Origin of the sequence: Micromonospora sp. S-DT3-3-22, assembly GCF_015354745.1 — a bacterium.
GTDB classification, from domain to species: Bacteria; Actinomycetota; Actinomycetes; order Mycobacteriales; family Micromonosporaceae; genus Micromonospora; species Micromonospora wenchangensis.
Window position 1 is genome coordinate 1 of sequence record NZ_JACGMO010000006.1, and the last position, 23,810, is coordinate 23,810.

At 73.9% G+C, this 23,810-nt stretch carries 18 protein-coding genes; 5 read left to right on the forward strand and 13 right to left on the reverse strand.

What is annotated here, in order from left to right:
* Positions 1–133 precede the first annotated feature (133 nt).
* A complete protein-coding gene (locus H1A17_RS02730; RefSeq protein WP_194820985.1) occupies positions 134–1,603 on the reverse strand; it encodes an aldehyde dehydrogenase in 1,470 nt (489 codons plus the stop codon).
* Between the two features lie 72 nt (positions 1,604–1,675).
* Between H1A17_RS02730 and H1A17_RS02735 the strand changes: the two genes are divergently transcribed.
* Together H1A17_RS02735 and H1A17_RS02740 are read left to right on the forward strand one after the other, a co-directional pair.
* Positions 1,676–2,758 (forward strand): NAD(P)-dependent alcohol dehydrogenase, encoded by a 1,083-nt coding sequence (locus H1A17_RS02735; protein WP_145919451.1) that lies wholly within the window; start codon positions 1,676–1,678, stop codon positions 2,756–2,758.
* A gap of 176 nt (positions 2,759–2,934) precedes the next feature.
* On the forward strand, positions 2,935–5,196 hold the full coding sequence (locus H1A17_RS02740) for a cytochrome P450 (protein WP_145919450.1): 2,262 nt from the start codon (positions 2,935–2,937) through the stop codon (positions 5,194–5,196).
* Positions 5,197–5,263: 67 nt separating this feature from the next.
* On the opposite strand, the gene H1A17_RS02745 is transcribed toward H1A17_RS02740, so the two are convergent.
* The gene (locus H1A17_RS02745) at positions 5,264–5,908 is read right to left on the reverse strand and encodes a TetR/AcrR family transcriptional regulator (RefSeq protein WP_145919449.1); all 645 of its coding nucleotides are present in this window, start codon (positions 5,906–5,908) and stop codon (positions 5,264–5,266) included.
* A gap of 94 nt (positions 5,909–6,002) precedes the next feature.
* Here H1A17_RS02745 and H1A17_RS02750 point away from each other — a divergent pair, with 94 nt between their 5' ends.
* The gene (locus H1A17_RS02750; protein ID WP_194820986.1) at positions 6,003–7,286 is read left to right on the forward strand and encodes a DUF4386 family protein; all 1,284 of its coding nucleotides are present in this window, start codon (positions 6,003–6,005) and stop codon (positions 7,284–7,286) included.
* A 90-nt stretch (positions 7,287–7,376) separates the two neighbouring features.
* Here the strand turns inward: H1A17_RS02750 and H1A17_RS02755 are convergent, their stop codons facing one another.
* The 11 genes from H1A17_RS02755 to H1A17_RS02805 all read right to left on the reverse strand — a co-directional run bounded on the left by H1A17_RS02755 (position 7,377) and on the right by H1A17_RS02805 (position 20,632).
* The gene (locus H1A17_RS02755) at positions 7,377–8,444 is read right to left on the reverse strand and encodes a TauD/TfdA family dioxygenase (RefSeq protein ID WP_145919447.1); all 1,068 of its coding nucleotides are present in this window, start codon (positions 8,442–8,444) and stop codon (positions 7,377–7,379) included.
* 421 nt (positions 8,445–8,865) lie between these two features.
* Positions 8,866–10,113, reverse strand: coding sequence for an MFS transporter (locus H1A17_RS02760; RefSeq protein ID WP_194820987.1), 1,248 nt, complete (start codon positions 10,111–10,113; stop codon positions 8,866–8,868).
* 103 nt (positions 10,114–10,216) lie between these two features.
* Entirely contained in the window at positions 10,217–11,362 is a 1,146-nt protein-coding gene (locus H1A17_RS02765) for an RNA polymerase sigma factor (protein ID WP_194820988.1), read from the reverse strand.
* Positions 11,363–11,364: 2 nt separating this feature from the next.
* Positions 11,365–11,772 (reverse strand): YciI family protein, encoded by a 408-nt coding sequence (locus tag H1A17_RS02770; protein WP_194820989.1) that lies wholly within the window; start codon positions 11,770–11,772, stop codon positions 11,365–11,367.
* Between the two features lie 129 nt (positions 11,773–11,901).
* Entirely contained in the window at positions 11,902–13,182 is a 1,281-nt protein-coding gene (locus tag H1A17_RS02775) for a HAMP domain-containing sensor histidine kinase (RefSeq protein ID WP_145919443.1), read from the reverse strand.
* Positions 13,182–13,829, reverse strand: a complete 648-nt coding sequence (locus H1A17_RS02780) for a response regulator transcription factor (RefSeq protein WP_228542815.1) — start codon at positions 13,827–13,829, stop codon at positions 13,182–13,184. The genes H1A17_RS02775 and H1A17_RS02780 overlap by 1 nt, the downstream gene beginning before the upstream one ends.
* Before the next feature lie 74 nt (positions 13,830–13,903).
* Entirely contained in the window at positions 13,904–15,169 is a 1,266-nt protein-coding gene (locus H1A17_RS02785; RefSeq protein WP_194820991.1) for a cation:proton antiporter, read from the reverse strand.
* Complete coding sequence (locus H1A17_RS02790) at positions 15,166–16,503, reverse strand: cytochrome P450 (protein WP_194820992.1); 1,338 nt, start codon at positions 16,501–16,503, stop codon at positions 15,166–15,168. The genes H1A17_RS02785 and H1A17_RS02790 overlap by 4 nt, the downstream gene beginning before the upstream one ends.
* A complete protein-coding gene (locus tag H1A17_RS02795; protein ID WP_309236684.1) occupies positions 16,500–17,561 on the reverse strand; it encodes an alpha-hydroxy acid oxidase in 1,062 nt (353 codons plus the stop codon). Before H1A17_RS02795 ends, H1A17_RS02790 begins: the two co-directional genes overlap by 4 nt.
* Before the next feature lies 1 nt (position 17,562).
* Positions 17,563–19,125 carry an NAD(P)-binding domain-containing protein gene (locus H1A17_RS02800; protein WP_145919439.1) on the reverse strand — a complete coding sequence of 521 codons (1,563 nt, stop codon included), beginning with the start codon at positions 19,123–19,125 and terminating at the stop codon, positions 17,563–17,565.
* Positions 19,115–20,632, reverse strand: a complete 1,518-nt coding sequence (locus H1A17_RS02805) for an aromatic amino acid ammonia-lyase (protein ID WP_194820993.1) — start codon at positions 20,630–20,632, stop codon at positions 19,115–19,117. Before H1A17_RS02805 ends, H1A17_RS02800 begins: the two co-directional genes overlap by 11 nt.
* Positions 20,633–20,695: 63 nt before the next feature.
* Between H1A17_RS02805 and H1A17_RS02810 the strand changes: the two genes are divergently transcribed.
* Both H1A17_RS02810 and H1A17_RS02815 read left to right on the forward strand, forming a co-directional pair.
* Entirely contained in the window at positions 20,696–22,240 is a 1,545-nt protein-coding gene (locus tag H1A17_RS02810; RefSeq protein ID WP_145919437.1) for an NAD(P)-binding domain-containing protein, read from the forward strand.
* Entirely contained in the window at positions 22,230–23,804 is a 1,575-nt protein-coding gene (locus H1A17_RS02815) for a class I adenylate-forming enzyme family protein (protein WP_145919436.1), read from the forward strand. Before H1A17_RS02810 ends, H1A17_RS02815 begins: the two co-directional genes overlap by 11 nt.
* The last annotated feature ends 6 nt before the right edge of the window (positions 23,805–23,810 follow it).

The window sequence follows — 23,810 nt, forward strand, 5'->3', positions numbered from 1 at the left end:
ACCGCGGCCAGCAGTTCCGGCCAGCCGGCGCCGCCGAACGCGAGTTCGGCGAGCCACTGGGCGAACGCGGCCGGTGGGGGCGCGGCGGCGACGGCCAGCCGGGGGCGGGCCGCCGCCAGCTCACCCGATCGGCTCACGCCGACGGTCGGTCGAGCAGCCGGACCGCGACGGCCTTCTCCTGGGTGTACTCGCGCAGCGCCGCGTAGCCGCCGCCCCGGCTGAAGCCGCTCTCCTTCTGCATGTTGAACGGGAAGCCGATCACCCCGGCGTCGTGGAACTGGTTGACCGCGACCTGCCCGGCGCGGGCCTGCCCGGCCACCCGCAGCGCCCGCGACACGTCGGTGGTCCAGATGCAGGCCAGCAGGCCGAAGTCGGTGTCGTTCATCAGGGCCACCGCCTCGTCCACGCCCCGGAAGCCCTGCACCGCCAGCACCGGGCCGAAGACCTCCTCGCGGGCCAGCCGCATGTCCGATTCGACCTGGTCGAAGACGGTGGGGGCGACGTACCAGCCGTCGTCGAACGCGGCGGTGGCCGGCTCGCCGCCGACGACCAGCCGGGCCCCGGCGGCCGGGGCCTCGGCCAGGAAACCCCGGACCCGCTCGTACTGGGCCTGGCTGACCAGCGGGCCCATGTCCAGGTCCTGGTCCCAGGGGCCGGTCCGGACGGCCGCCATACCGGCGGCGACCCGCTCGACCACCTCGGCCCGGATGGATTCCTCGACCAGCAGCCGGGAGCCGGCGTAGCAGTTCTGCCCGGCGTTCTCGGTGATCGAGGCGATGATCGCCGGGATCGCCGCGTCCAGGTCGGCGTCGGCGAAGACCACGTTCGGGGACTTGCCGCCCAGCTCCAGCTTGACCGGGACGAGGTGCTGCGCGGCGGCGCGCATGACGGACCGGCCGGTCACCGTCGAGCCGACGAAGCTGATGTGGTCGATGTCGGCGTGGCCGGTGAGCGCCACCCCGGCCTCGGGACCGAGGCCGGTGACCACGTTGAGCACGCCCGGCGGCAGGCCGGCCCGGCGGCCCAGCTCGGCCAACGCGAACGGCGACAACGGCGCGACCTCGGAGGGCTTCAGCACCACCGTGTTGCCGGCGGCCAGCGCCGGGGCGACGTTGGCGGCGGTGAGCACGGCCGGCACGTTCCACGGGATGATCACCGCGCAGACGCCGTACGGCTCGGGCCGGGTGTAGCCGAAGTAGTCAGGCGTACGGGTGGGCAGGGTGACGCCGGTGAGCTTGTCGGCGGCCCCGGCGAAGTAGTCGACGATGCCCCGGGTGATGTACATGTTGAGCCGCCCGCCGGAGCGGGGTTTGCCCACGTCACGCGCCTCGTACGCGGCGAGTTCCTCGACGTGCTCGCCGATCAGCGCGGCCCAGCGCGAAAGGATCGCGCCGCGCTCGCTGGGCGAGGTGGCCGCCCAGCCGGGGGCGGCCCGGCGGGCGGCGGCGGCGGCGTGGTCGACGTCGACCGCGCGGGCGCGGGCCACCGACTGGATGGGCTCCCGGGTGGCGGGATCGAGCACCGGTAGCTCACCGCCGTCGGCGGCGGGGGTCCAGTCGCCGTCGACGAGCTGGCGGGCGGTGGGAATGTCCAGGTCAGCCATGTGCGAATCCTTGACCCTTCACGTTTCGCATGTCAAGATGCAATCTCGCTTTATGAGTCACTAGGAGGGCGCGTGCGGATCACAGCGGCGGTGCTGGAGAGCGCGGGAGGGCCGTTCACCCTCCAGCAGATCGACCTCGCCGACCCGGGACCGGACGAGGTGCTGGTCCGGGTGCACAGCGTCGGGATCTGCGCCACCGACCTGGAGTTCGCCAACTTCTTCCCCACCCCGGCGGTGCTCGGCCACGAGGGCAGCGGAGTGGTCGAGCAGGTCGGCGAGCGGGTCACCGGGATCTCCCCGGGCGACCATGTCGCGATGAGCTTCACCTCCTGCGGCGACTGCCCGCTGTGCCGGGGCGGAAACCCCGCCTACTGCCGCCAGTTCGACGCGGTCAACTTCACCGGCCGGCGACCGGACGGCAGCTCGGCGCTGTCCCGCGACGGGCAGCCGGTCAACGGCCACTTCCTGGGCCAGTCGTCGTTCGCCACTCACGTGGTCGCCCCGGCCCGCGCGGTGGTGCCGATCAGCAAGGAGATCGACCTGGGCGTGGTCGGCCCGTTCGGGTGCGGCTTCGGCACCGGCGCCGGCGCGGTGCTCAACGTGCTGCGCCCGGAGGTCGGCTCCTCGCTGGTGGTCTTCGGCGCGGGCGCGGTGGGCGTGGCGGCGATCCTGGCCGCCCGGGTGGCCGGCTGCGCCGTCGTCGCCGCCGTCGACGTCAACGCCGGCAAGCTGGACACGGCCCGGCTGCTCGGCGCGACCCACGGGGTGAACTCCACCGACGGCGACCCACGCGAACTGCTGACCGCGATCGCCCCGCACGGCTTCGACGTCGCGATCGACACCACCGGCCGGGAGGACGTGCTGCGGCTGGCCGTCGAGTCGCTCGGCCCGCTCGGCCGCTGCGGCGTGGTCGGGATCGGCCCGAGCGAGCAGATGAGCTTCGAGTGGCGCAGCGTGCTCAACGGCCGCAGCATCACCGGCATCATCGGCGGCAGCAGCCTGCCGCAGGTCTTCCTGCCCAAGCTGCTGGACCTGCACGCCGCCGGCAACTTCCCGGTGGACCGCCTGATCACCCGGTTCCCCTTCGCGCAGATCAACGAGGCGGTGGCGGCACTGCGCTCCGGCGAGGTCGGCAAGGCCGTGCTGACCCTCTGACCGGGGACGACGCCGGGTCCGGAGCATCCCGCCGGGCCACCCCATCGACATTTCTGTATCTCATCGCGAAACATTGTCTCGCAATGTGAGCGACATTACCCTTGGCGTCAGACCCACACCCAGTGGCGCGGCTGGGCAACACCGCGCAGCGTCCCGCACCTGTGGAGCACGTCCCGATGACCGAACAGCAGCGCACCGCCCCGGCCGCCACGCAGACCGCGACCGAAGACCGGCCCGCCGCGCCCTTCGACCACCACTCGGCCGAGTGCAACACCGACCCGGTGGGCTACTACCGCGAGTTCCGCCAGACCTGCCCGGTCGGTCGGACCGACGCGCACGGCGGATTCGTCTACACCACCCGGTACGCCGACGTGGTCCGGATCGCCCGCGACGACGACACCTTCTCCTCCGCCCGCGCCACCGCCGGCGGCGACGGCACCGCCATCGTCATCCCCCGGGGCCCCGGCCTGGAGCAGTACCCGATCGAGCTGGACCCGCCCGCCGCGACCGGCTACCGCGACCTGATCAACCCGCTGCTCACCCAGGACGCGGTCGCCGAGCTGGCCCCGATGGTCGCCCGGCACACCACCCGCGTGGTGGACGCGTTCATCGCCGAGGGGTCGGTGGACTTCGTCCGCGACCTGACCAACCCGCTGCCGGCCGCCGTCACCCTCGACTGGCTGGGATTCCCCGAATCCGACTGGGCCAAGCTGGCCGGCCCGATCCACGACATCTTCGCCGCGCTGCCCGGCAGCGAACGCGCCGTACGCGGGGCCGCCGGCCTGGCCTACCTCGACCAGCGCATCCGCGAACTGATCGTCGAGCGACGGGCCGCGCCGACCGGCGACGCGGTGAGCTACCTGGCCGCCCAGCGCCGCCCCGACGGGGAACTGTTCGCCGCCGACGAGCTGGTCTCGGTCATCGGGCTGCTGATCGCCGGCGGGGTGGACACCACCACCTCGCTGACCGGCTCCACCCTGGTGCACCTGAGCCGGCACCCCGAGGACCGGCAGCGCCTGATCGACTCCCCCGACCTGCTGCTCACCGCCACCGACGAGTTCCTGCGGGTGTTCGCCCCGTCGCAGTCGATGGCCCGTACCGTCCGGGCCGACACCGAGGTGGGCGGCTGCCCGGTCACCGCCGGCGAACGGGTGCTGATCCCCTGGGTCGCGGCCAACCACGACCCGGCGGTCTTCCCCGACCCCGAGCAGCTGCGGCTGGACCGCGACGCCGCCCGGCACCTGAGCTTCGGCATCGGCAGCCACCGCTGCGCCGGAGCGCACCTGGCCCGGCTGATGTTCCGCGAGATGATCACGCAGGTACTCACCCGGCTGCCCGACTTCCGGGTGGTGGAGGAGGGGCTCGTCGCCTACCCCACCCGGGGCAACCAGAGCGGTTGGGACGCGATCCCGGCCGTCTTCACCCCGGGTCCCCGCCGCGACGCCGACGCGGCGGGGACCCGGCCCACCGCCAGCCTGACCGGCGACCGGGAGCTGGTCATGGCGGCCACCGCCACCGCCACCGACGAGGTGCTGGAGCTCCGCCTGGCCGACCCGACCGGCGCGGAGCTGCCGCCCTGGGCGCCGGGCGCGCACCTGGAGGTGCGGCTGCCGTCCGGGCGGGTCCGGCAGTACTCGCTGTGCGGCGACCCGGACGACACCCGGCACTACCGGATCGCGGCCCTGCGCGAGCCCGCCGGCCGGGGCGGTTCGGTGGAGCTGCACGCGCTCGCCCGGGCGGGCGTCACCCTCTCGGTGCGCGGCCCGCGCAACCACTTCCCGCTCGTCGACGCCCCCGACTACCTCTTCCTCGCCGGGGGCATCGGGATCACCCCGATCCTGGCGATGGCCCGCGAGGCCGACCGCCGGGGCGTGCCGTTCCGGCTGGTGTACGGCGGTCGCAGCCGGGCCTCGATGGCCTTCGTCGACGAGGTGACCGCGCTCGCCGGTGACCGGGTGACCCTGCTGCCGCAGGACGAGGCCGGCCTGCCCGACCTGGAGGCGCTGCTCGACGCCACCGGGCCGGACACCGCCGTCTACTGCTGCGGGCCGACCGGCATGATCGACGCGCTGGAGCGGGTCTGCGCCGCGACCGGCCGGTCGGAGCGGCTGCACGTCGAGCGGTTCACCGCCGGGGACGACCTGGAGGTCGCCTTCGACCCGGCGACGAACACCGAGTTCGAGGTGCACCTGGCGCGTACCGGGGCGACCCTGCGGGTGCCGCCGGACCGGCGCATGATCGACGTGCTGCGCGAGGTCGTGCCGGGCCTGACCTACGACTGCGAGAAGGGCTACTGCGGAGCGTGCGAGACCCGGGTGCTCGCCGGCACGCCGGAGCACCGCGACTCACTGCTGACCGAGCAGGAGCGTACGGCCGGGCGCAGCATGATGATCTGCGTCGGGCGGTGCCGCTCGGAGCGGCTGGTGCTCGACCTGTAGGTCCTGTCCGGACGGGCCGGCCCGGGTCCCGGGGCCGGCCCGTCCGGACGTCCGTCCCCGGTGGTCGTCACGCCGCGTTCGCCAGCGCGTCGAGGATCAGGTCGAGGCCGAAGGTGAACTGCCCGCCGAAGTGGTAGCCGGGCTGGCCCACGTGCCGGGTGGCGAACTCGACCAGGTGCGGGTACTCCCCCGCCGCGAACCCCGCCATGATCGCGTCGGCGACCTCGGTGGCGGCGTCGCCGGTGTCGAACGGCAGCGACGCCTCCTGCAACACGAACCCGAAGACGTACGCGTCGACGATCGCGTACGCGTGGGCCGTCATCGGCAGCGAGAAGCCCCCGCCCCTTAGCACGCCCAGCATGGCGTCGTGGTGGCGCAGGGTGGCCGGGCCGGGGCTGGTCCGGGTCTCGATCAGGGTCAGCGCCCAGGGGTGCCGGGCGAGGACGGCACGGGCCGACAGGCACCGTCGGCGTACCTCGGCCCGCCAGTCGCCGCCCGGCACGGGCAGGTCGATCTCGGCGAACACCCCGTCGACGAGCGCGTCGAGCAGTTCCTCCTTGTTGCGGATGTAGTGGTAGAGCGACATCGGCTTGGCGTGCAGCGCGGCGGCGAGCGACCGCATGGTCAGCGCGCCGAGGCCGTCGGCGTCGGCGATGGCGACCGCCGCCCGCAGCACCCGTTCCCGGCTGAGCTGCCGCACCGGTTCGCCCACTGCGTCGCTCCCCTGACACTTCGTTGACCGCCTGCTCCGCCCACCGTACCGTACTAAGTAAGTCGTACTTAGTACGAAGATCCGGGAGGCGACGATGTCCCTGCGTGTGACCGGTCGGTGGGCCGGCGCGTTCTTCCTGTCGGCGTTCGTCGCCTACGGCGTCGGCAGCGCGCTCGCCGGGCGACCGGCCGGGGTGGCGCTGGTGCTGGCGAACTCCGTACTGGTGGCGGCCATCGGGGTGCTGGCCTTCCACGCGCTGCGCCGGCCGCACCCCGGCGTCGCCTGGCTCTACCTGGTGACCCGGGGCGCGGAGGCGTTCCTGCTCGCCGCCGGTCTCGTGCTGCGCGACCGGTACGGCGACGGCGCCGCCGACCTCGCCTACCAGCTCGCCATGCTGGCACTGGGACTGGGCAGCGTGCCGTTCTGCCTGGCGCTGGCCCGGCGGCGCTGGTTGCCCCGGTGGTTCGCCGGCTGGGGAACCGCCGGCTACGCGCTGCTCGCGGCCGGGGCGGTCGCCGCACTGGCCGGGGTGGAGGTAGGCGTCGCACCGGCCGTCCCGGGCGGGCTGTTCGAGGTCGCCTTCGGCGTGGTGCTGCTCGTCCGGGGCTTCGCGCCGGCCACCGCCGCCCCACCCGCCACCACCGGACCGGCCGTGGTGGGGCCGGACGACTCCCGCGCCCACCGGGCGGCGCTGGCCGCCGGGGCGGGGCTGCTGCTGATGGCGGTGCTCGCCGGGTGGGCCAACTTCGGCGTCGTGCAACCACTGCTCGCCACCGACGCGGCGGGCATCGTCACCCGGCTGCCGGCACAGCAGAGGGCGCTCACCCTGGCCGTCGTCGCCCTGTTCACGGTGGCCTGCCTGGACGTGCTGGTCGGCTGGGCGCTGGCCGCGCTCCTGCGCCGCACCCACCGTGCCGTCGCCCTGCTCGCGGCGTGGTGCCGCACCGGCTACGCGGTCATCCTCGCCGTGGCGGTCACCCACCTGACCGGTGTCGCCGGCCTGCTGCGCGACAGCGCCGGGGCCGACCGGCTCCGCGCCGACGGATACCCGGGGCTCGCCGACTTCCAGCAGGTCTGGGACCTGGGCCTGCTGCTCTTCGGCGGCCACCTGCTGCTGGTCGGCTGGCTGGCCTGGCGGTCGGACACCGTGCCGACCTGGGTGGCGGCGCTGGTGGCCGTCGCCGGCGCGGGCTACCTGGCCGACGCGGTCGGACCGCTGCTCTCCGCCGGATATCCGGTGCAGGTCTCCGGGGTCACCTTCGTCGGTGAGGTCGTCCTGATGGGCTGGCTGCTCGTCCACGCCGCCCGGCCCCGCCGGTCAGCAGCCCGCCGCATCGCTCCGGACGCCACCGCACGGCCACTCAGCGCCCTCCGGTGACCGGACGGCCGTGCGGGCGACCACACGCGGACGGCCCGCCGCGCCACGACACTGGGGCGCTGCGGGCCGTCCTGACGAGGGGCCGGTGGGTCAGTTGCCCCACTCGAAGTTGGGCTCGACCGCCTCGGCGATGCGGAACCGGCCGCCCGGCGCGATCTCGCTGCCGCGCTCGGTCACCACGTGCTTGCCGAACCCGCCGACCAGCGGCCGGCCGACGTCGCGCTTGAGCCACAGCCGCAGCAGGTGCCGGCGACGCTCCGGCTCCGGGAAGTCGACGTAACCGGTACGCGAGTGCAGGGCGGCGTAGTTCAGCAGCCACTGCACGTCACCGGGCTGGAAGTCCATGTCCAGGGCCAGGCCGGCGGACTGGGACACCTCGTCGTAGAGGTGCAGCAGCTCGATCTGCGCCTCGGTGAGGCGGGGCACCTCGGGGTAGTCCTGCGCCGAGAAGATCATCGAGCTGCCGGCGTAGGTGCTGAAGATGCCGTCGACGTAGCTGCAGATCGGCGAGGTGTAGGTGCGGGCCGGGGCGTCCGGGTCCTGCCGGTGCCAGTCCCAGTGCCACGGCTCGAACAGCAGCGGCGCGAGGTCCGGCCGGCGGCGCAGGATCTCGTTGTAGATCGTGGTGCCGCTGACCAGGCTGCTCGCCCCGCCGGCCTTGGCCGCCCGCAGGCACATCAGCGCGACCACGTCGGAGCTGTCGGAGTGGAACGGCAGCCGGTCGCGGACCCGCGACGGCAGGGCCGACGGGTCGTCGAGGGTCTTGTTGGAGGTGGCGATGACGTGGTCGAGCACGTCGCCCATCTGGTTCTGCCCCATCGGCACGCCGAGGTGCAGGCCCATCAGGTAGAAGATCGCCCCGGCGAGGGTGTCGCCGTACTCCTCCGTGCGCAGGCCCCGGACCAGGATGAAGCCGCGTCCGGAGTCGAGCTGGCGGGCGCACTCCTCGTTGAGGCCGGCGCAGGCCGGCAGCGGGTAGTCGGCGGCGGTCACCGTACGCAGGTCGGGGTTGTCGGCGACGAACCGGCGGCCGACGGTCTCCAGCTCGGCGCGCTCGGCGTCACTGAGCTGGTAGATCCACTCGGTCGAGGTACGCAGTTCGTCACCGCGCCAGGCGGACGGACCGGAGATGGGGGCGAGATCGATTGCGGTGGTCATGATGATGCGCTCCGAGGTTCGGTTCTGCGGAAAAGGTCGGCGTGCCGGGCGGGCGGTGTCGCCCACCGGGCTGATCAACGACGTGGGCACTCGCCGTGTCCGGGTCGGGAGACGGCGGGCCGATCCATCAGAACGGGGTCTGCGGGTCCCCGGCGGCGGTCCCGGGGCGCATGCCCTCCCGCGGCGGGTGGACCCGCAGCGGCTCCTCGTAACCGCGCACCAGCAATCCAGAGCCTTGCGGAACTCGGATCATGGCGTTCTCCTGCGGCTGGCGATGATCGGTCCAGGCTAACCAACCCCCACCGCAACGTCAACAGAGACACCGTCTCGCAATACGACCTGAGGGTATTCCCGGGGCGGGCGCTCCGTCCGGTCAGCGGACCCCCTCGACGTGAACCCCGGGGTCACCGCGTCCGCTCGGTCACCGGCCCACCATCCTCCCGGTTGCGGCGGCACCTGCCGGACCCGCCACCGGGGTGGCCCGCCGCGCCCCGCCGCCCCGGGCGATCAGCGGCTCGGCCAGCAGGACGACAAGCGCCGCCACGGCCACCAGGCCACCCGCCAACGCCGTGGCGCGCACCCCGAACCCGGACAGCACCACCGCGCCGAGCAGCGACCCGCCGGCGATGCCGACGTTGAAGGCGGCGGAGTTGCCGGCCGCCGCCAGGTCGGCGCTGCCCGGGGCCACCTCCAGCACCCGGTTCTGCACCGCGGGGGTCAGCGCGCCCATGGCGAACCCGGACACGGCCAGCAGCACCCCGGTCGCCACCGGCGACGCGGCCAGCAGGAACATCCCGAGCAGGGCCACCACCAGCAGCAGCACCGGGGTCACCATCGCCACCCGCTGGTGACGGTCGCTCGCGATCCCCCCGGCGGTGATGCCGGCGAAGTCCGCGAGGCCCCGGACCAGCAGCAGCAGCCCGAGGGCGCCCGGGGCGAACCCGGAGACGTCGGTCAGGAACACGGCGGTGTAGGTGAACGCCGTGAACAGGCCCCCCACCGACAGCGCGGTCGCCACCACGACGACCGCGTACCGGCGGGCGTCCGGGGCGGTGCCGGTCGACGCGTGCGTCGCCCCGACCGGCACCGGTGGCATCAGCGTCACGACCGCCACGAACGCGGCCAGCGCCAGGGCGGCCAGGGCCAGGAACGCCACCCGCCAGCCCCACTGCTGGCCGAGCCAGGTGCCCGCCGGCACACCGAGCATCGGCCCGAGCGACGCCCCGGCGAACACGACGGAGGTGACCCGTCCGCGTACCCGGACCGGGAACATGCCGGCGGCGGTCGGCGCGACCACCGCCCAGAACAGCGCCTGGGTGAGCGCGACGACCACCCGGGTCCCGAGCAGCACCTGGTAGTCGCGGGCGGCGGCCGACACCAGCGTGGCGAGCACCAGCACGCCCAGCAGGACACCGAGCAGCCGACGGCGCGGCACCCGCCGGGTGACGTGGGTCAGCGGCACCGAGACGACAGCGACGGTGATCGCGTAGCCGGTGACGAGCAGCCCCACGTGCGACACGGACACGTCCAGGTCGGTGGCGACCAGGGGCAGGATGCCGACCGGCAACGTCTCCACGGCGACGTAGCAGAACGCCGAGACGGACAGCGCGACCAGCGCCGCGACCGCCCGGGGCGCAACGGTCACCGCCGGGGTTCGACGGTCAGTCATCGCCCGGCCCCCGTCCCTGCGCCACCCGCACGGAGGCGGCCACCACGACAGGAGTCAAGAATAGCGATGCATCGAATCCCGGCCCGGCGGGCGCGCGCCGCGGTCAGCCAGGCTGGCGGGCGTTGAGGCGGGCGGCCTGACGGATCAGATGGTCGCGTTCGGCGAGGTGGGCGGCCCGGTGGGCGGCCTCGGCGTACCACCGGGCCGCCGTCGCCAGGTCGCCGGCCCGCTCGTGCAGGTACGCCGTCACCGCCGCGTGGCGGGGCACCGCCGGGTCCACCGCCGCCAGGGCCGCCAGCCCGGCCCGCGCCCCGTCGGCCTCCCCGACGGCCACCGCCCGGTTGAGCCGGACCACCGGGCTGTCGGTCAGCCGCACGAGTTCGTCGTACCACTCGACGATCTGCACCCAGTCGGTCTCGGCGGCGACGGGCGCGTCGGCGTGCAACGCCGCGATGGCGGCCTGGGCCTGGAACTCGCCCAGCCGGTCCCGGGCCAGCGCCGCCTGGAGGATGCCGACCCCCTCGACGATCGCGGCGGTGTCCCACCGGCTGCGGTCCTGCGCCGCGAGAGGCACCAGGCTGCCGTCGGGCGTGGTGCGGGCCGCGCGGCGGGCGTGGTGCAGCAGCATCAGGGCGAGCAGCCCGGCCACCTCGGGGTGGTCGACCATCGCGGCGAGCTGCCGGGTGAGCCGGACCGCCTCGGCCACGAGGTCCACATCGCCGGAGTAGCCCTCGTTGAAGACCAGGTAGAGCACCCGCAGCACGGTGGCGACGTCGCCGGGCCGGTCGAGGCGCACGCCGGCCACCGTGCGCTTGGCCCGGCTGATCCGCTGCGCCATGGTCGCCTCCGGCACCAGGTAGGCCCGGGCGATCTGGCGGGTGGTCAGCCCGCCGACGGCGCGCAGGGTCAACGCGACCGCCGACGACGGGCTCAGCGACGGGTGGGCGCACAGGAAGTACAGCCGGAGCGTGTCGTCCACCCCGGACGCCGGGCCGGACGCCGGTTCCTCGACGACGAGGTCCTCGCGCCGACGACGGGCGGCGTCCGCCCGGCCCGCGTCGAGGAACCGGTGCCAGGCCACGGTGACCAGCCAGCCCTTCGGGTCGCGGGGCGGGTCGGCCGGCCAGACGTCCAGCGCCCGGACCAGCGCGTCCTGCACGGCGTCCTCGGCCGCCGCGAAGTCGGCCCCGCGCCGGACGAGCACCCCGAGCACCTCCGGGATGAGCCGGCGCAGCAGGTCACCGTCCACCGTCAGTCCGTGACGGTCGGCGGGGCGGTCAGGAACGGACGCAGCTCCAGCCACTCGTGGATCGGCCGCCCGCCCGCCCCCGGCGCGGCCGACAGCTCACCGGCCAGCTCGACGGCGCGCTCGTAGCTGTCCACGTCGATCACCATCCAGCCGGCGACGAGGTCCTTGGTCTCGGCGAACGGCCCGTCGGTGACCGGCGGACGCCCCGGCCCGTCGTACCGGACGAACGTCCCCTCGGGGGCGAGGGCCTGACCGTCGACGAACTCGCCGGTGCCCTCCAGCCGGGCCGCGAAGTCGTGCATGTACCGCATGTGGGCGGTGATCTCCTCGGGCGTCCACTGGTCCATCGGGACGTCGTTGACCGCGGGTGGGGCACCCCGGTAGTGCTTGAGCAGCAGGTACTTCGCCATCGGGTCTCTCCTCGGTGCCGGCGCGACCCCCATTCTGGCCGCGTTCACCCGGGGGACGGAGCCGGCCTGCCGTTCTCGACATCGGTGGCGGAACTTTTTCTCCGGCCGGGTGTCGCGGCCCGGCGCGGCTCACCTGTCGACGAGTTGCCGGACCCGCAGGCGGCGGATACCCGAGGCCCGCTCCGGCACCTCGGGTGCCCGGGTGGCGGGCAGCCGGACGGTGAAGACCGCCCCCCGGTGCGGCCGGCCCTCGGCCTCGATCGTGCCCCGGTGGCTCGTCACGACCTCCTGGAGCAGGGCCAGCCCCAGCCCGAACCGGTGCTCCCCGGAGCCCCCGCCCTGGTGGAACCGGTCGAAGATGCGCCGCGCGTCGGCCTGGTCGAACCCGACCCCGGTGTCGGCGACCACGAACTCGACGTAGTCGCCGCCGGACCGCAGCGACACGTCGATCCGGCCGCCGGGCGGTGTGTGGGCGAGCGCGTTCGCCAACAGTTCGCCGGCCACCCGGCGCAGCGCCGATGCGACCCCCGGCACCGGCAGCGACCCGTCGGGCAGGTCGGCGGCGAGGGTGACCTGCCGTTCGGCGGCCCGTTCCGTCTCGGCGGCGACGGCCGCCCCGACGAGCGCGGTCAGGTCGACCGGAGGGTACGGCCGGCGGTCGGCGGGAGCGGCGGCGAGCTGGGCGGAGAGCAGCAGGTCGTCGACGATCTCGCCCAGCCGGCGGGTGCCGCCGATCAGCCGGTCGAGATCCTCCAGGCTGGTGGTGCTGCCCCCGGTCCGCGCCCGCCGCGCCATCAACTGGGCGCGGATGTGCACCTGGGCGATCGGGGTCCGCAGCTCGTGGCTGGCGTCGGCGATGAACCGCCGTTGCCGGGTCAGCGCCTCGGCCAGCGGCGCGACGGCCTGCCGCCCGACCAGCGCGCCGGTCAGCACGGCGACGAACAGCCCGACCGTCGCGGCGAGGCTGAACGCCAGCAGCAGGTGCCGGCGGTCGGACAGTTGGAACCGCGCGTCGAACACCGCCTGGACGACCATCCCGTCGCTGCGCGACTCGGTGCGGACGTGGTAGGTGGTGCCGTTTCGGGTGACGGTGGTGACCTCGGTGATCCCGGTGGCCGCCACCGACCTCAGCGCTCCGGTCAGCGGGAAACCCGCAGGTGGCGGGTTGAGGCCGGTGTCGGTGGTGAGCCCGTTGTAGCGAAACACCCAACTGCACGCGGGCGGGCCGGGGATGGTGGCGTGCTGAGTGCCCCAGGCCAACTCCCGGTGGATCTGCGCCTCCTGGCTGCGGACCAGGACCGCGTACGAGATGCCGCCGGCCAGCAGCAGCAGGGCGCTGATGGCCAGCCCCACCAGCAGCCCGATCCGCAGCCGGGCCCGGCGTACCATCGACTGCTCCACCAACTCCATCACAGCGCTCCGAGTCGGTAGCCGAGCCCGTGCACGGTACGGATCACCGGCCGGCCGAGTTTGCGGCGCAGGTAGTAGACGTAGGTGTCCACCAGCGACGTCGCGGCGGCCTCGTCGAAGACCCGGCGGCGCAGCTCACCCCGGGAGTGCACGGTGCTCGGCCGGGCCGCCAGCACCCGCAGCAGCTCGAACTCCCGGGCGGACAGCGCCACCCGGGTGCCGTCGGCCAGCACCGCGTCGTGCGAGGTCAGGTCGAGCCGCCCGGCGCCGATGCGCAGCACGGTGGTGGACTCCGTGCCGCGCCGGCACAACGCCCGGACCCGGGCGCTCAACTCGTCCAGGTCGAACGGCTTGCCCAGGTAGTCGTCGGCACCGGCGTCCAGCCCGGCGATCCGGTCGCCGACCCCACCGAGCGCGGTGAGCATCAGCGCCCGGGTCGGCACCGCCCGGGACCGCAGCCGGGCGACCAGGTCGAGACCGTCCAGCGCCGGCAGCATCCGGTCGACGACCAGCACGTCGTAGCTGCGGGTCAGCCCCAGGTGCAGGCCACGCTGGCCGTCGGCGGCCCGGTCGACGAGGAAACCCTCACAGCTCAGTGTCTCGGTGAGTAAGTCGGCCAGTTCCTCGTCGTCCTCGACCAACAGCAACCGGTTAGGTCCTCCCCCGCGCATGCCTCCACAATCGCACAGAGTGAGCCTAAAGAGTGATAGCTATCTTTTTATCATTTCACCGTGGCGAGTGTCCGGGGCCGGACGTCGTCGCCCCGCCGGGCCTCCCGGCGCTCGATCCAGCTCAGCAGCGGGGTCGTCATCATCGTGGTGACCAGCGCGACCAGCACCAGCACGGTGAACAACGACCGGTTCACGATGCCCGCCTCCAGGCCGACGTTGAGCGCGATGAGCTGCATCAGGCCCCGGGCGTTCATCAACGCGCCCACCCGCAGCGCCACGCCCTGCGACTCGCCCCGGAGCCGGGCCGCCGCCCAGCAGGCACCGAACTTGCCGACGATCGCCACCGCCACGCAGGCCACCGCGAACAGCAGCACCGGCGGGCTGCCGAGCAACCCGAACTCCGTCCGCAGCCCCGAATAGGTGAAGAACAGCGGCAGGAAGACCGTCGCGGCGACCGGGGTGAGGGTGTCCACCACCCGGTCGGTGTTGTCGGTACGGGGCATCACCACGCCGACCGCGAACGCGCCGAACACCGCGTACAGCCCGATCTCGTCGGTGTACCAGGCCACCAGGAAGAGCAGGGCCACCGTGCCGAGCACCCGGGCGGCGTCGTTGAGGCCGGGACTGGTCATCAGCGTGGTGGTCACCCGCCGCCCGCACAGCCAGAGCACCAGCGCGAACAGCACCGCCCCACCGGCGGTGACGACCGCCGGTCCGGCCCGGCCGGAGGCGAACGCCAGCACCACGGCCAGCATGATCCAGGCGACCATGTCGTCGAGCGCGCCACTGGCCAGCGACAACGTGCCGTGCCGGGTGCCGGCGTGGCCGCGTTCGGTGATGATCCGGGCCAGCATCGGGAACGCGGTGATCGCCAACGCCACCCCGACGAACGCCGCCGAGACCCCGATCGACGTCCCGTCGGCCCGCATCGGCACGGCGTCCGCGGTGACCAGGACCAGCCCCACCCCCAGGACCAGCGGCGCGGTCACCCCGGCCAGCGACACCAGCCCGGCGGTGCCGGCCAGGCCGGTGACCCGGTGGGCGCTGAAGGCGTACCCGGCCTGGAACATGAACAGCACCAGGCCGACCTGGCCCACCACGTACAGCACCGGCAGCAGCGCGGGCGGGAACAGGGCGTCCTTCACCTCCGGCAGGACGAGCCCGAGCAGCGACGGGCCCAACAGCACGCCGGCGAGCATCTCGCTGACCACGGCCGGCTGACCCACCCGGCCGAGCAGCCAGGCCACCGCCTTGCAGAAGATCAGGATCACCGCGACCGCGATGAAGAACCGCGGAGCCAACTGGGTGGGGGTCATCGGACCGCCTCCTCGAAGTAGTTGGTGCACAAGCGTTGCCGTCGCGCATCGACGACCATCCAGGCGCCGAACACCAGTTGCCGCAGGCTGCGCCCCACGTCGGCCCAGCGGTCCCGCCACCGCATAGCGGCCAGCCGCAGCCACCCCGGGCCGGCCACCCCGGCCGGGGTCAGGTACGCCGGGCCCCGGCTGGGCAGCGACCGGCTGTGCGCGGCCGAGGACGCCAGGGCGTACCGGCGCAGCACCTCACGGGTCGCGGCGCGCAGCATCACCGGCGCGACCCCGCGCGCCGGGCAGGCCCGGTTCGCGGTGACGCCGTACGGGATGAACCGGGCGTCGCGGCGGCGCAGCGTGCGCCACCGGTCCGGGTCGAACCGTTCGTCGCCGGCCGGTCCGCTGCGCTGGAACGCCAGGTAGTTGAAGAGCAGCACCGACCCGGCGGGCAGGGTCACCCCGGAGGGCAACCCGATCGGCGCGGACGTGATCCGGTGGGCGACGCCGAAGAGCGGGTGCAGCCGCAGCGTCTCGTCGATCACCCGGTCCAACGCGTCGTCGTCGTCCAGACCCCGTTGCAGGTCCGGACGGTTCGCCAGCGCCAGCAGCACGTGCGACATCGCCTCGGACATCTGCACCACCGCCGTGGTGCCGAACGCGCCGTGCAGGTACCAGGCCGTCTCCTCGGTGGTGAACGGCGGCGGCAACGTCACCGGGCAGGTGCCCGCCTCGACCCGCCCACGCAGGTACCGGGTCAACGGGTCACGCCGGTCCAGGTGCCGCAGGCCGGTGCACTTGAGGGCGGCGGCCACGTCGGCGGCGTTGGCGACGAACAGCGCCCGGACCTCCGGCGGGCACACCTCACCGAAGATCAGCTCGTGGTAGACCTCCGCCCACACCGGCATCATCAGGTCCCGCAGCCGCACATGGACCCGCCCGGCCGGCAGCTCGTCGAGCACCCGCCGGGTGGCGGCGGTGGCGAGCGCGTCGGCGCGCTGGGGGCGGATCGCGAGCACCTGCCGGGTCGCCCCGGCCACCGTGCGGTACCGCTCCCCCGGCTCCAGGTGCTCCTGGTGCATGTGCGGGCCGGGTGACAGCCAGTACCAGAACAGGTCGGACAGGCCGGCGCCCCGGCTGCGTCCGTCGGCCGCCGGGTCGGCGTACAGCCGCTCGAAGTCGTCGACGTCGACGAGCGGACCGGGCACCGGGATGCCCTCCCCGCCGTTGACCCGGGCGAAGACCCACTGCCGCAGCCGCACCACCGCCGCCGGCAGCCACCGGGGCAGGGTCCAGCCGACCCCGGCCACGACCAGCGCGCCCCACAGCACCGGCGCGCTCACGCCGGGGCTCCCGTGGTGACCAGGTCGGCGCTGAGGTCACCCGGGCGCGCGACGCCCACCAGCGCCAACGCCCGGTCGAGGTCGGCGCGCAGCAGGTCGAGCACGTGCCGGACCCCGGCCGCGCCGCCCACCGCCAGCCCCCACAGCACCGGGCGGCCGACCAGCACGGCCGTCGCGCCGAGCGCCAACGCGACCAGCACGTCGACCCCGCGCCGCAGGCCGCCGTCGACCAGCACCGGCAGCCGACCGCCGACGGCCGCCACGACGGCCGGCAACGCGTCCAGGGTGGCCGTCACCCCGTCGAGTTGCCGGCCGCCGTGGTTGGAGACCACCACCCCGTCCACCCCGTGCTCGACGGCCAGCCGGGCGTCCTCGGGGTGCAGCACCCCCTTGAGCAGGATGGGCACCGTGGTGAGCCGGCGCAGCTCGGCGACCAGCTCCCAGCCCACCCGGGCGTTCATCTCGACGTCCCGGACCCGGCCGTCCGCGTCACGCATGTTCTCGCAGACCAGGCCGGGTGGCAGGTCCACGAAACCGTGCCGCAGGTCGCGCTCGCGCCGACCGAACACGGGCGAGTCGACCGTGACGACCAGGGCCCGGCAGCCGGCGGCCACCGCCCGCCGGACCACGGTGGTGGTGAACTCCAGGTCGGTGTGCGGGTAGAGCTGGAACCACAGCGGCCCGCCGGCCGCCGCGATCTGCTCGACCGGCCGGGTGGCCGCCATGCTCACCACCATGACCGTCCCGGCGTCGGCGGCGGCACGGGCGGTGGCCACCTCGCCGTCGGGGTGGGCCAGCCGGTGGAACGCGGTCGGCGCGACCAGCACCGGCATCGAGACCTCGCTGCCGAGCAGGGCGATCCGCAGGTCCCGCTCGCCGGTGCCGCGCAGCACCCGGGGAAGCAGCCAGCGCCGGGCGAAGGCCGCCTCGTTGGCCCGCAGGGTCCGTTCGTCGCCGGCCCCGCCCGCGAAGAAGTCCCAGTGCACCGGGTCGAGACGGCGGCGGGCGGCGGCGGCCACGTCGGCCAGGTTCAGCGCCACCTCGTCGAGGGCCGGCACGTCAGTCCCCGGCCCGGCGCAGGCACCGGTCGACGAAGTCGGCCAACGGCGTCACGTGCACCTGCGGCCGGTCCCACCGGTTCTCCAGGTTCTCCGCCAGGTGATGGGTCGCGACGACCTGCCCCGCCCGGTGGTGGCGCACCACCGGATGCAGGTAGGCCGCGTCGTGGGCCTGACCGACGACGTCCTGGGCGACCCGTTTCACCGTCACGTCGAACGGGTCCACCTGGTCGTGCTCCGGGCCGTACTCCAGGGTGACCACGAACGCGTCGGAGTAGTCGTGGTCGGCGGTGCGCAGGCCGGTCTCGGTGAAGTAGTCCACCGGCACCTCCTCGTGGTAACGCGCGTCGGCGTCGGCGACGGTCACCACGTCGGCGAGGACGTCGAACTGCTGCCACAGCGCGGAGGTGCGGTTGACCCGGGCGATGACCGCGTCGGCGATCGACGCCCCGGTGGCGTCCAGCTTCTCCGCCGGCCACGGCGTGTCCCCGTACCGGCGTTCGAGGATCCGGTGCAGGGCCCGTACGGCGTAGCGGAAACCGTGGATGAACCCGTTGGTCGAGCGCTTGAAGTCCCGCTGCTGGGTGATGGTGCCGGCGAAGAACAGGTCGGGCACGTTCACCGACTCCCACTGCGCGGTCTGGGCCGGGAAGCGGTCCCGGATCGCCAGCTCCGGCCGGCACGACCCGTCGAAGATCGACGCGTCGAAGGCGAACCCGGTGCAGACGAGCACCCGGTCGTAGCGCAGTTCCTTGGTCACCTCGTCGGCGCGGGAGAACGCGAACGTCACCGTGTACCCGTCGGCGTCGCGGGTGATCCGCCGGACCGTGCCGTCCAGGATCGCGTTGGCCGACTTCAGCTGGTAGGTGTCGAGGAAGTTGTTGTTCACCGCCCGCAGGTGCCCGACGTAGTGGGTACGCCAGGCCATCCGCACCGAGCTGGGCCCGGCCAGGTGGATCAGGGTGGTGGTCTCCATCAGGTTGTCCGCCGTCTCGAACGCGGAGTTGCCCTTGCCGATGATCAGCACCTTCTGGTCGAGGTAGTCGCGCGGGTCGACGGGCATGTCCGCGTACTGCTCGGCCAGCTCCAGCCCCGGGATGTCCGGCAGGTACGGTCGGGACACGCCGGTGGCGACGACCACCCGGCGGGCCCGGAAGGTCTCCCCGGCGTGCACCTCGAACACCCCGTCCACCTTGGACACCGAGGTCACCCGCGCGCCGTAGCGCACCTTCACCCCGGTCTTCGCGGCGAAGTCGGCCAGGTAGCGGACCATCACGTCGGCGTCCGGGAAGTACCGCTCGGTGTACCTGGTGAACCGCAGCGCCGGGTCGTCGCCGAGCAGCGAGTTCCAGTCCAGCCGCAGGTTGAACTCCGGGTCGTCGGAGCCGGTGTGCGGCTTGTTGATGGAGATCAGTTGCCGGTGCCGGGGGTAGGTGGCGAAGAACGCGCCCGGGATGTCCGCGCCCTCCAGCACCAGGTAGTCGCGCCGGCCGTCGGCCTCGAGCAGGGCGGCCAGTTGCAGGCCGGCGGGGCCGGCTCCGATGATCAGACAGTCAAGCGTCACGACGGCCATCCAGGGTGAGAGGGGTCAACGGAAGTTCCAGTGCGTCCATCACGTCGGCGGCCCGCCGGACGTCGCCGTCGAGCGGCCGGTCCGGATCGACCGGGGGGATCGCCGCGACCAGCGCCGCCAGCGCCGCGCCGCAGCCCGGCGCGGTGGGCTTCCGGGCCCCCACGTACGCGGCCTGCCGCAGCCCCAGCGCCAGCGAGCCGACGATCAGCCGCAGCAGCCCGGCCTGGTCGAAGACCCGCAGGGCGGCCTGGGTGCCGAGCGGGATGACGTCCTGGTTGTGCAGGTTGGTCGGCAGGCTCTGCATGCTCGCCGGCATGGCGTCCCGGCGGATCTCGGCGATCAGCGCGGTGGAGGCCAACTGCACCCCCTGGAGCCCGTGCTGCTGTCCCGGGCCGGCGGCCAGCATCGGCGGCAGGCCACCGTTGCGGTGCGGGTCGACGAGCAGGTCGAGTTGCCGCTCGACGAGGTTGCCGACCTGCGCCACCACCATCGACAGCAGGTCGGCGGCGAACGCGGCCGGCTGGCCGAAGAAGTTGCCGCCGTGCACCACGAGGTCGTCGTCGGGGAAGAACAGCGGGTTGTCACTGACGCTGCCCAGGTCGACGGTGACCACCCCGTCGACGTGGCGCAGCGCGTCCTCGGCCGCGCCGAGCAACTGCGGCGCGCACCGGATGCTGTACGGCTCCTGCAACGGGCGCTTGCCCGACGCGACCAGCCCCGCGCCGACCTGCCGCATCCGCGCGCCCACGTCGATCGCCCCCGGATGCCCGTACGCGCGCAGCAGCCGGGCGTCGAGGAACTGCGGGTCGCAGCCGAGCAGGTCGGCCAGCAGGCAGGTGAGCACCTGCGCCGCCCGGTGCGCGGCACGCACGGCGGACAACGCCAGCGCCGTCGCCGCGGTGGTCAGCGAGGTGCCGTTGACCAGGGCCAGGGCGTCCCGGCCGTCCAGCGGCAACGGGGTCAGGCCGGCCTTCTCCAGCGCCTGCGCCGCCGGCAGGCGTACCCCGTCGAGGTAGGCGTGGCCGCGACCGCGCAGCGCCTGGGCCACCGCGCCCAACGGGATCAGGTCGCCGCTCGCGCCCACCGAACCCCACCGCGGCACCGCCGGCACGAAGGTGGTGCCGAGCATCGCCGCCAACGCGTCGACGACGTGCGGGGACACCCCCGACGCGCCCCGGGCCAGCGACCAGGCCCGGACCAGCACGGTCGCCCGGACGATCCCGGGGGCGAGATCCGGGCCCTGGCCCGCGCCGAGGTGGGCGAGGGTGTTGTCGGCCTGGTCGCGCAGGTCGGCGCGGCCGGCGTACCCGACGAGGGCGCCGAAGCCGGTGGTGCTGCCGTACACCGCGCGGTCCTCGCCGAGCACCTCGGACAGGAAGGTGCGGGTGCGGGTGACCCGGTCGCGGACCTGCGGCCCGACCACGACCCGGACCGGGTCACGGGCGGCGCTCAGGTCGGCGATCCGCAGCGGCGCCGCGAGATCAACCTCTGTCGTCATGCGACGGGACCCTAGAGAGCGATTCTCAGAACGCTTTGAAATCGGGCCGATACGGTGCGCCGCATGACGCTCGACTACGTGATCATCGGAGCCGGGCCGGCCGGGCTCCAACTCGCCGCCCTGCTGGAGCGCGACGGCCGCGACCATCTGGTGCTGGAGGCCGGACCGGCGCCGGGCACGTTCTTCGGCCGCTACCCGCGGCACCGCCAGTTGATCTCCATCAACAAGGTCTGGACCGGTTCCGACGATCCGGAGTTCAACCTGCGTTCCGACTGGAACTCGCTGCTCACCGACGATCCGGCGCTGCTGTTCCGGAACTTCAGCCGGCGCTACTTCCCCGACGCCGACGACATGGTGCGCTACCTCGCCGCCTTCGCCGACGGGCTACGGGTCCGCTACGACACCCGGGTCACCCGGATCGCCCGCGACGGCGACCTGTTCACCGTCGCGGCCGGCGACGACACCCTGACCGCCCGCCGGGTCGTCGTGGCCACCGGCGTCTCCCAGCTGTACGTCCCGCCGATCGAGGGCGTCGACCTCGCCGAACGCTACGACACCGTCAGCGTCGACCCGGACGACTTCACCAACCAGCGGGTCCTGATCATCGGCAAGGGCAACTCGGCCTTCGAGACCGCCGACGCCCTGGTCGAAACCGCCGCCGTCATCCACGTCGCCGGCCCGCACTCGATCCGGCTGGCCTGGCAGACGCACTACGTCGGGCACCTGCGCGCGGTGAACAACAACTTCCTCGACACCTACCAGCTCAAGTCGCAGAACGCGGTCCTCGACGGCACCGTCGAGCGGATCGCCCGCCGCGACGACGGCGGCTACCGGATCGACTTCCGGTACGCCCGCACCCGCGAGTCACTGCGGCAGCTCGACTACGACCGGATCATCCTGTGCACCGGCTTCCGGTTCGACGCGGACATCTTCGCCCCGTCGGCGCGGCCCAAGCTGGTCATCAACGACCGTTTCCCCGAGCAGACCTCCGGCTTCGAGTCGGTGAACGTGCCCGGCCTGTACTTCGCCGGCACCCTCACCCAGCAGCGCGACTTCAAGCGCTCCACCAACGGCTTCATCCACGGCTTCCGGTACGGCGTACGCGCCCTGCACCGGATGCTGAACGCCCGGCACCACGGCACGCCGTGGCCGTCCACCACACTGGACGTCACCCCCGAGGCGATCACCGACGCGATCATCGCCCGGATCAACCGCACCTCCGCGCTGTGGCAGCAGTTCGGCGTCCTCGGCGACGTCGTCGTGATCGCCGACGGCGTCGCGCGCTACCACGAGGAGGTGCCGGTGGCCCACCTGCACGACGGGGGCCTGGGCCCCGCGCCGTTCGCCGTGGTGACCACCCTGGAGTACGGCCCGGACCACGACCAGGTCGACCCGTTCGACATCACCGTCCCCCGGATCGCCGAGAACGACGCCGAGCGTGCCCACGACGCCAGCTACCTGCACCCCGTCGTCCGGGTGCACCGGGGTGGGCAGGTCGTCGCCACCCACCACCTCGCCGAGAACCTGGAGAACAACTGGGACCTGCCCGGCGTGCACCAGCAGCCGCTGGCGCTGTTCCTCAAGGGCGTCCTGTCCGATGCGGGCTGAGCACGACGACGGCCGTCGCGCGGCGGAGCACCACCACGCCGACCGCCGCGCGACGGAGCCCGGCCGGCACGGCGGGCACGACCGGACCGGTCGCGGGTCGGCGGACCGCGACCGGTCCGGGGCCGCCGCCGGTGGTGAGCTGTGGCCGCAGCCCGTGCTGCGGTTGCTCACCACCGGTGGCGACCGGCCGGTCTTCGAGGACGGCGACCGGATCGTCGGCGCTGCCGAGCTGGCGGACCTGGTCCGGCGGACCGCCAGCGGCCTGCGCGCCGCCGGCATCGGACCGGGCAGCGGGGTGGCGTTGCGGATCGGGGTCACCCCGGAGGCGCTCGCCGGCGTCCTCGCCGCGTTCACCGTCGGCGCGCGGGTGTCCGGCATCCGGCCGGAGCTGACCCCGGCGCAACTCGACCGGCTGCTCGCCAGCGACGACGTGCTGCTCGTCGACGACGCCCGGCTCGCCACCCTGGCCGGGACCCGCGACGACGGTAGCCCGCTGGTCGCCGCCGGCCGGCCCGGCGACGTCGCCCGGATCACCTGGACCAGCGGCAGCACCGGCAACCCCAAGGGCTGCGCCCAGACGTACGCGGCGATGAGCGCGGCCTGGGCGGCCCACCCCGACCGGTGGCCACCGGCGATCGCCGAGCTCGCCCCCCGGCTGGGGCGCTACCTGGTCTTCGGCTCGCTGGCCAGCCAGGTGATGCTGGAGTACGGCATCCTCACCCTGGCCGCCGGGGGCACCCTGGTCGCCGCCCGCCCGCCCGGTTTCCCCGGCATGATCGCCCGGCACCGGGCCACCGCGAGCGTGATCACCGTCGGCAAGCTGCACCAGCTCGTCCGCGACCAGCGCGCCGACCCGGTCGACCTGGGCAGCCTGCGGGCGCTCGTGGTCTCCGGTTCCCCGCTCACCGCGTCCCGGCTCGCCGAGGCGCTCGACGTGCTCGGCCCGGTCGTCTTCCACGGCTACGGCCAGACCGAGACCGGGATGATCTCGATGGTCACCCCGGCCGAGCTGCTGGCCGACCCGGGCCGGCTCGCCTCGGTCGGGCGTGCGCCCGAGGTGGTCGACCTGTCCGTCCGGGACGCCGACGGCCGGCCGGCGACCGAGGGCGAACTCTTCGTCCGGACCCCGGCGCAGGCCGGCGCCTACTGGGGCGACCCGGCCGAGACCGCCGAGGTGTTCACCGACGGCTGGGTACGCACCCGCGACCTGGCCCGGTTGGACACCGACGGCTACCTGCACCTGTCCGGCCGGGTGCGGGACGTGATCATCGTCAACGCCAACCTGGTGTACGCCGGCCCGATCGAGCGGGTGCTCGCCGCCGACCCCGCCGTCGCCGAGGCGTACGTGGTCAGCCGTCCCGACGACGTCACCGGCGAGGCGGTGCACGCGTACGTGGTGCCGGCGGCCGGGTGCCCGGTGGACGTCGGGCGGTTGCGCGCCCGGGTCGCGGCGGCCCTGGGCGCGGCCGCCGTCCCGACGACCGTCGAGGTGATCGCCGGGGTGCCGGTGGGGCCGAGCGGCAAGCCGGACAAGCGTGCCCTGGGCGTGGGCGTCGGTTCCTGAGCGGCG

Coding starts and splice junctions, on each gene's coding strand:
- H1A17_RS02730 (WP_194820985.1), bottom strand. CDS start 1,603: ATGGCTGACCTGGACATTCCCACCGCCCGCCAGCTCGTCGACGGCGAC.
- H1A17_RS02740 (WP_145919450.1), top strand. CDS start 2,935: ATGACCGAACAGCAGCGCACCGCCCCGGCCGCCACGCAGACCGCGACC.
- H1A17_RS02750 (WP_194820986.1), top strand. CDS start 6,003: ATGTCCCTGCGTGTGACCGGTCGGTGGGCCGGCGCGTTCTTCCTGTCG.
- H1A17_RS02755 (WP_145919447.1), bottom strand. CDS start 8,444: ATGACCACCGCAATCGATCTCGCCCCCATCTCCGGTCCGTCCGCCTGG.
- H1A17_RS02760 (WP_194820987.1), bottom strand. CDS start 10,113: ATGACTGACCGTCGAACCCCGGCGGTGACCGTTGCGCCCCGGGCGGTC.
- H1A17_RS02770 (WP_194820989.1), bottom strand. CDS start 11,772: ATGGCGAAGTACCTGCTGCTCAAGCACTACCGGGGTGCCCCACCCGCG.
- H1A17_RS02775 (WP_145919443.1), bottom strand. CDS start 13,182: ATGGAGTTGGTGGAGCAGTCGATGGTACGCCGGGCCCGGCTGCGGATC.
- H1A17_RS02785 (WP_194820991.1), bottom strand. CDS start 15,169: ATGACCCCCACCCAGTTGGCTCCGCGGTTCTTCATCGCGGTCGCGGTG.
- H1A17_RS02805 (WP_194820993.1), bottom strand. CDS start 20,632: ATGACGACAGAGGTTGATCTCGCGGCGCCGCTGCGGATCGCCGACCTG.
- H1A17_RS02810 (WP_145919437.1), top strand. CDS start 20,696: ATGACGCTCGACTACGTGATCATCGGAGCCGGGCCGGCCGGGCTCCAA.
- H1A17_RS02815 (WP_145919436.1), top strand. CDS start 22,230: ATGCGGGCTGAGCACGACGACGGCCGTCGCGCGGCGGAGCACCACCAC.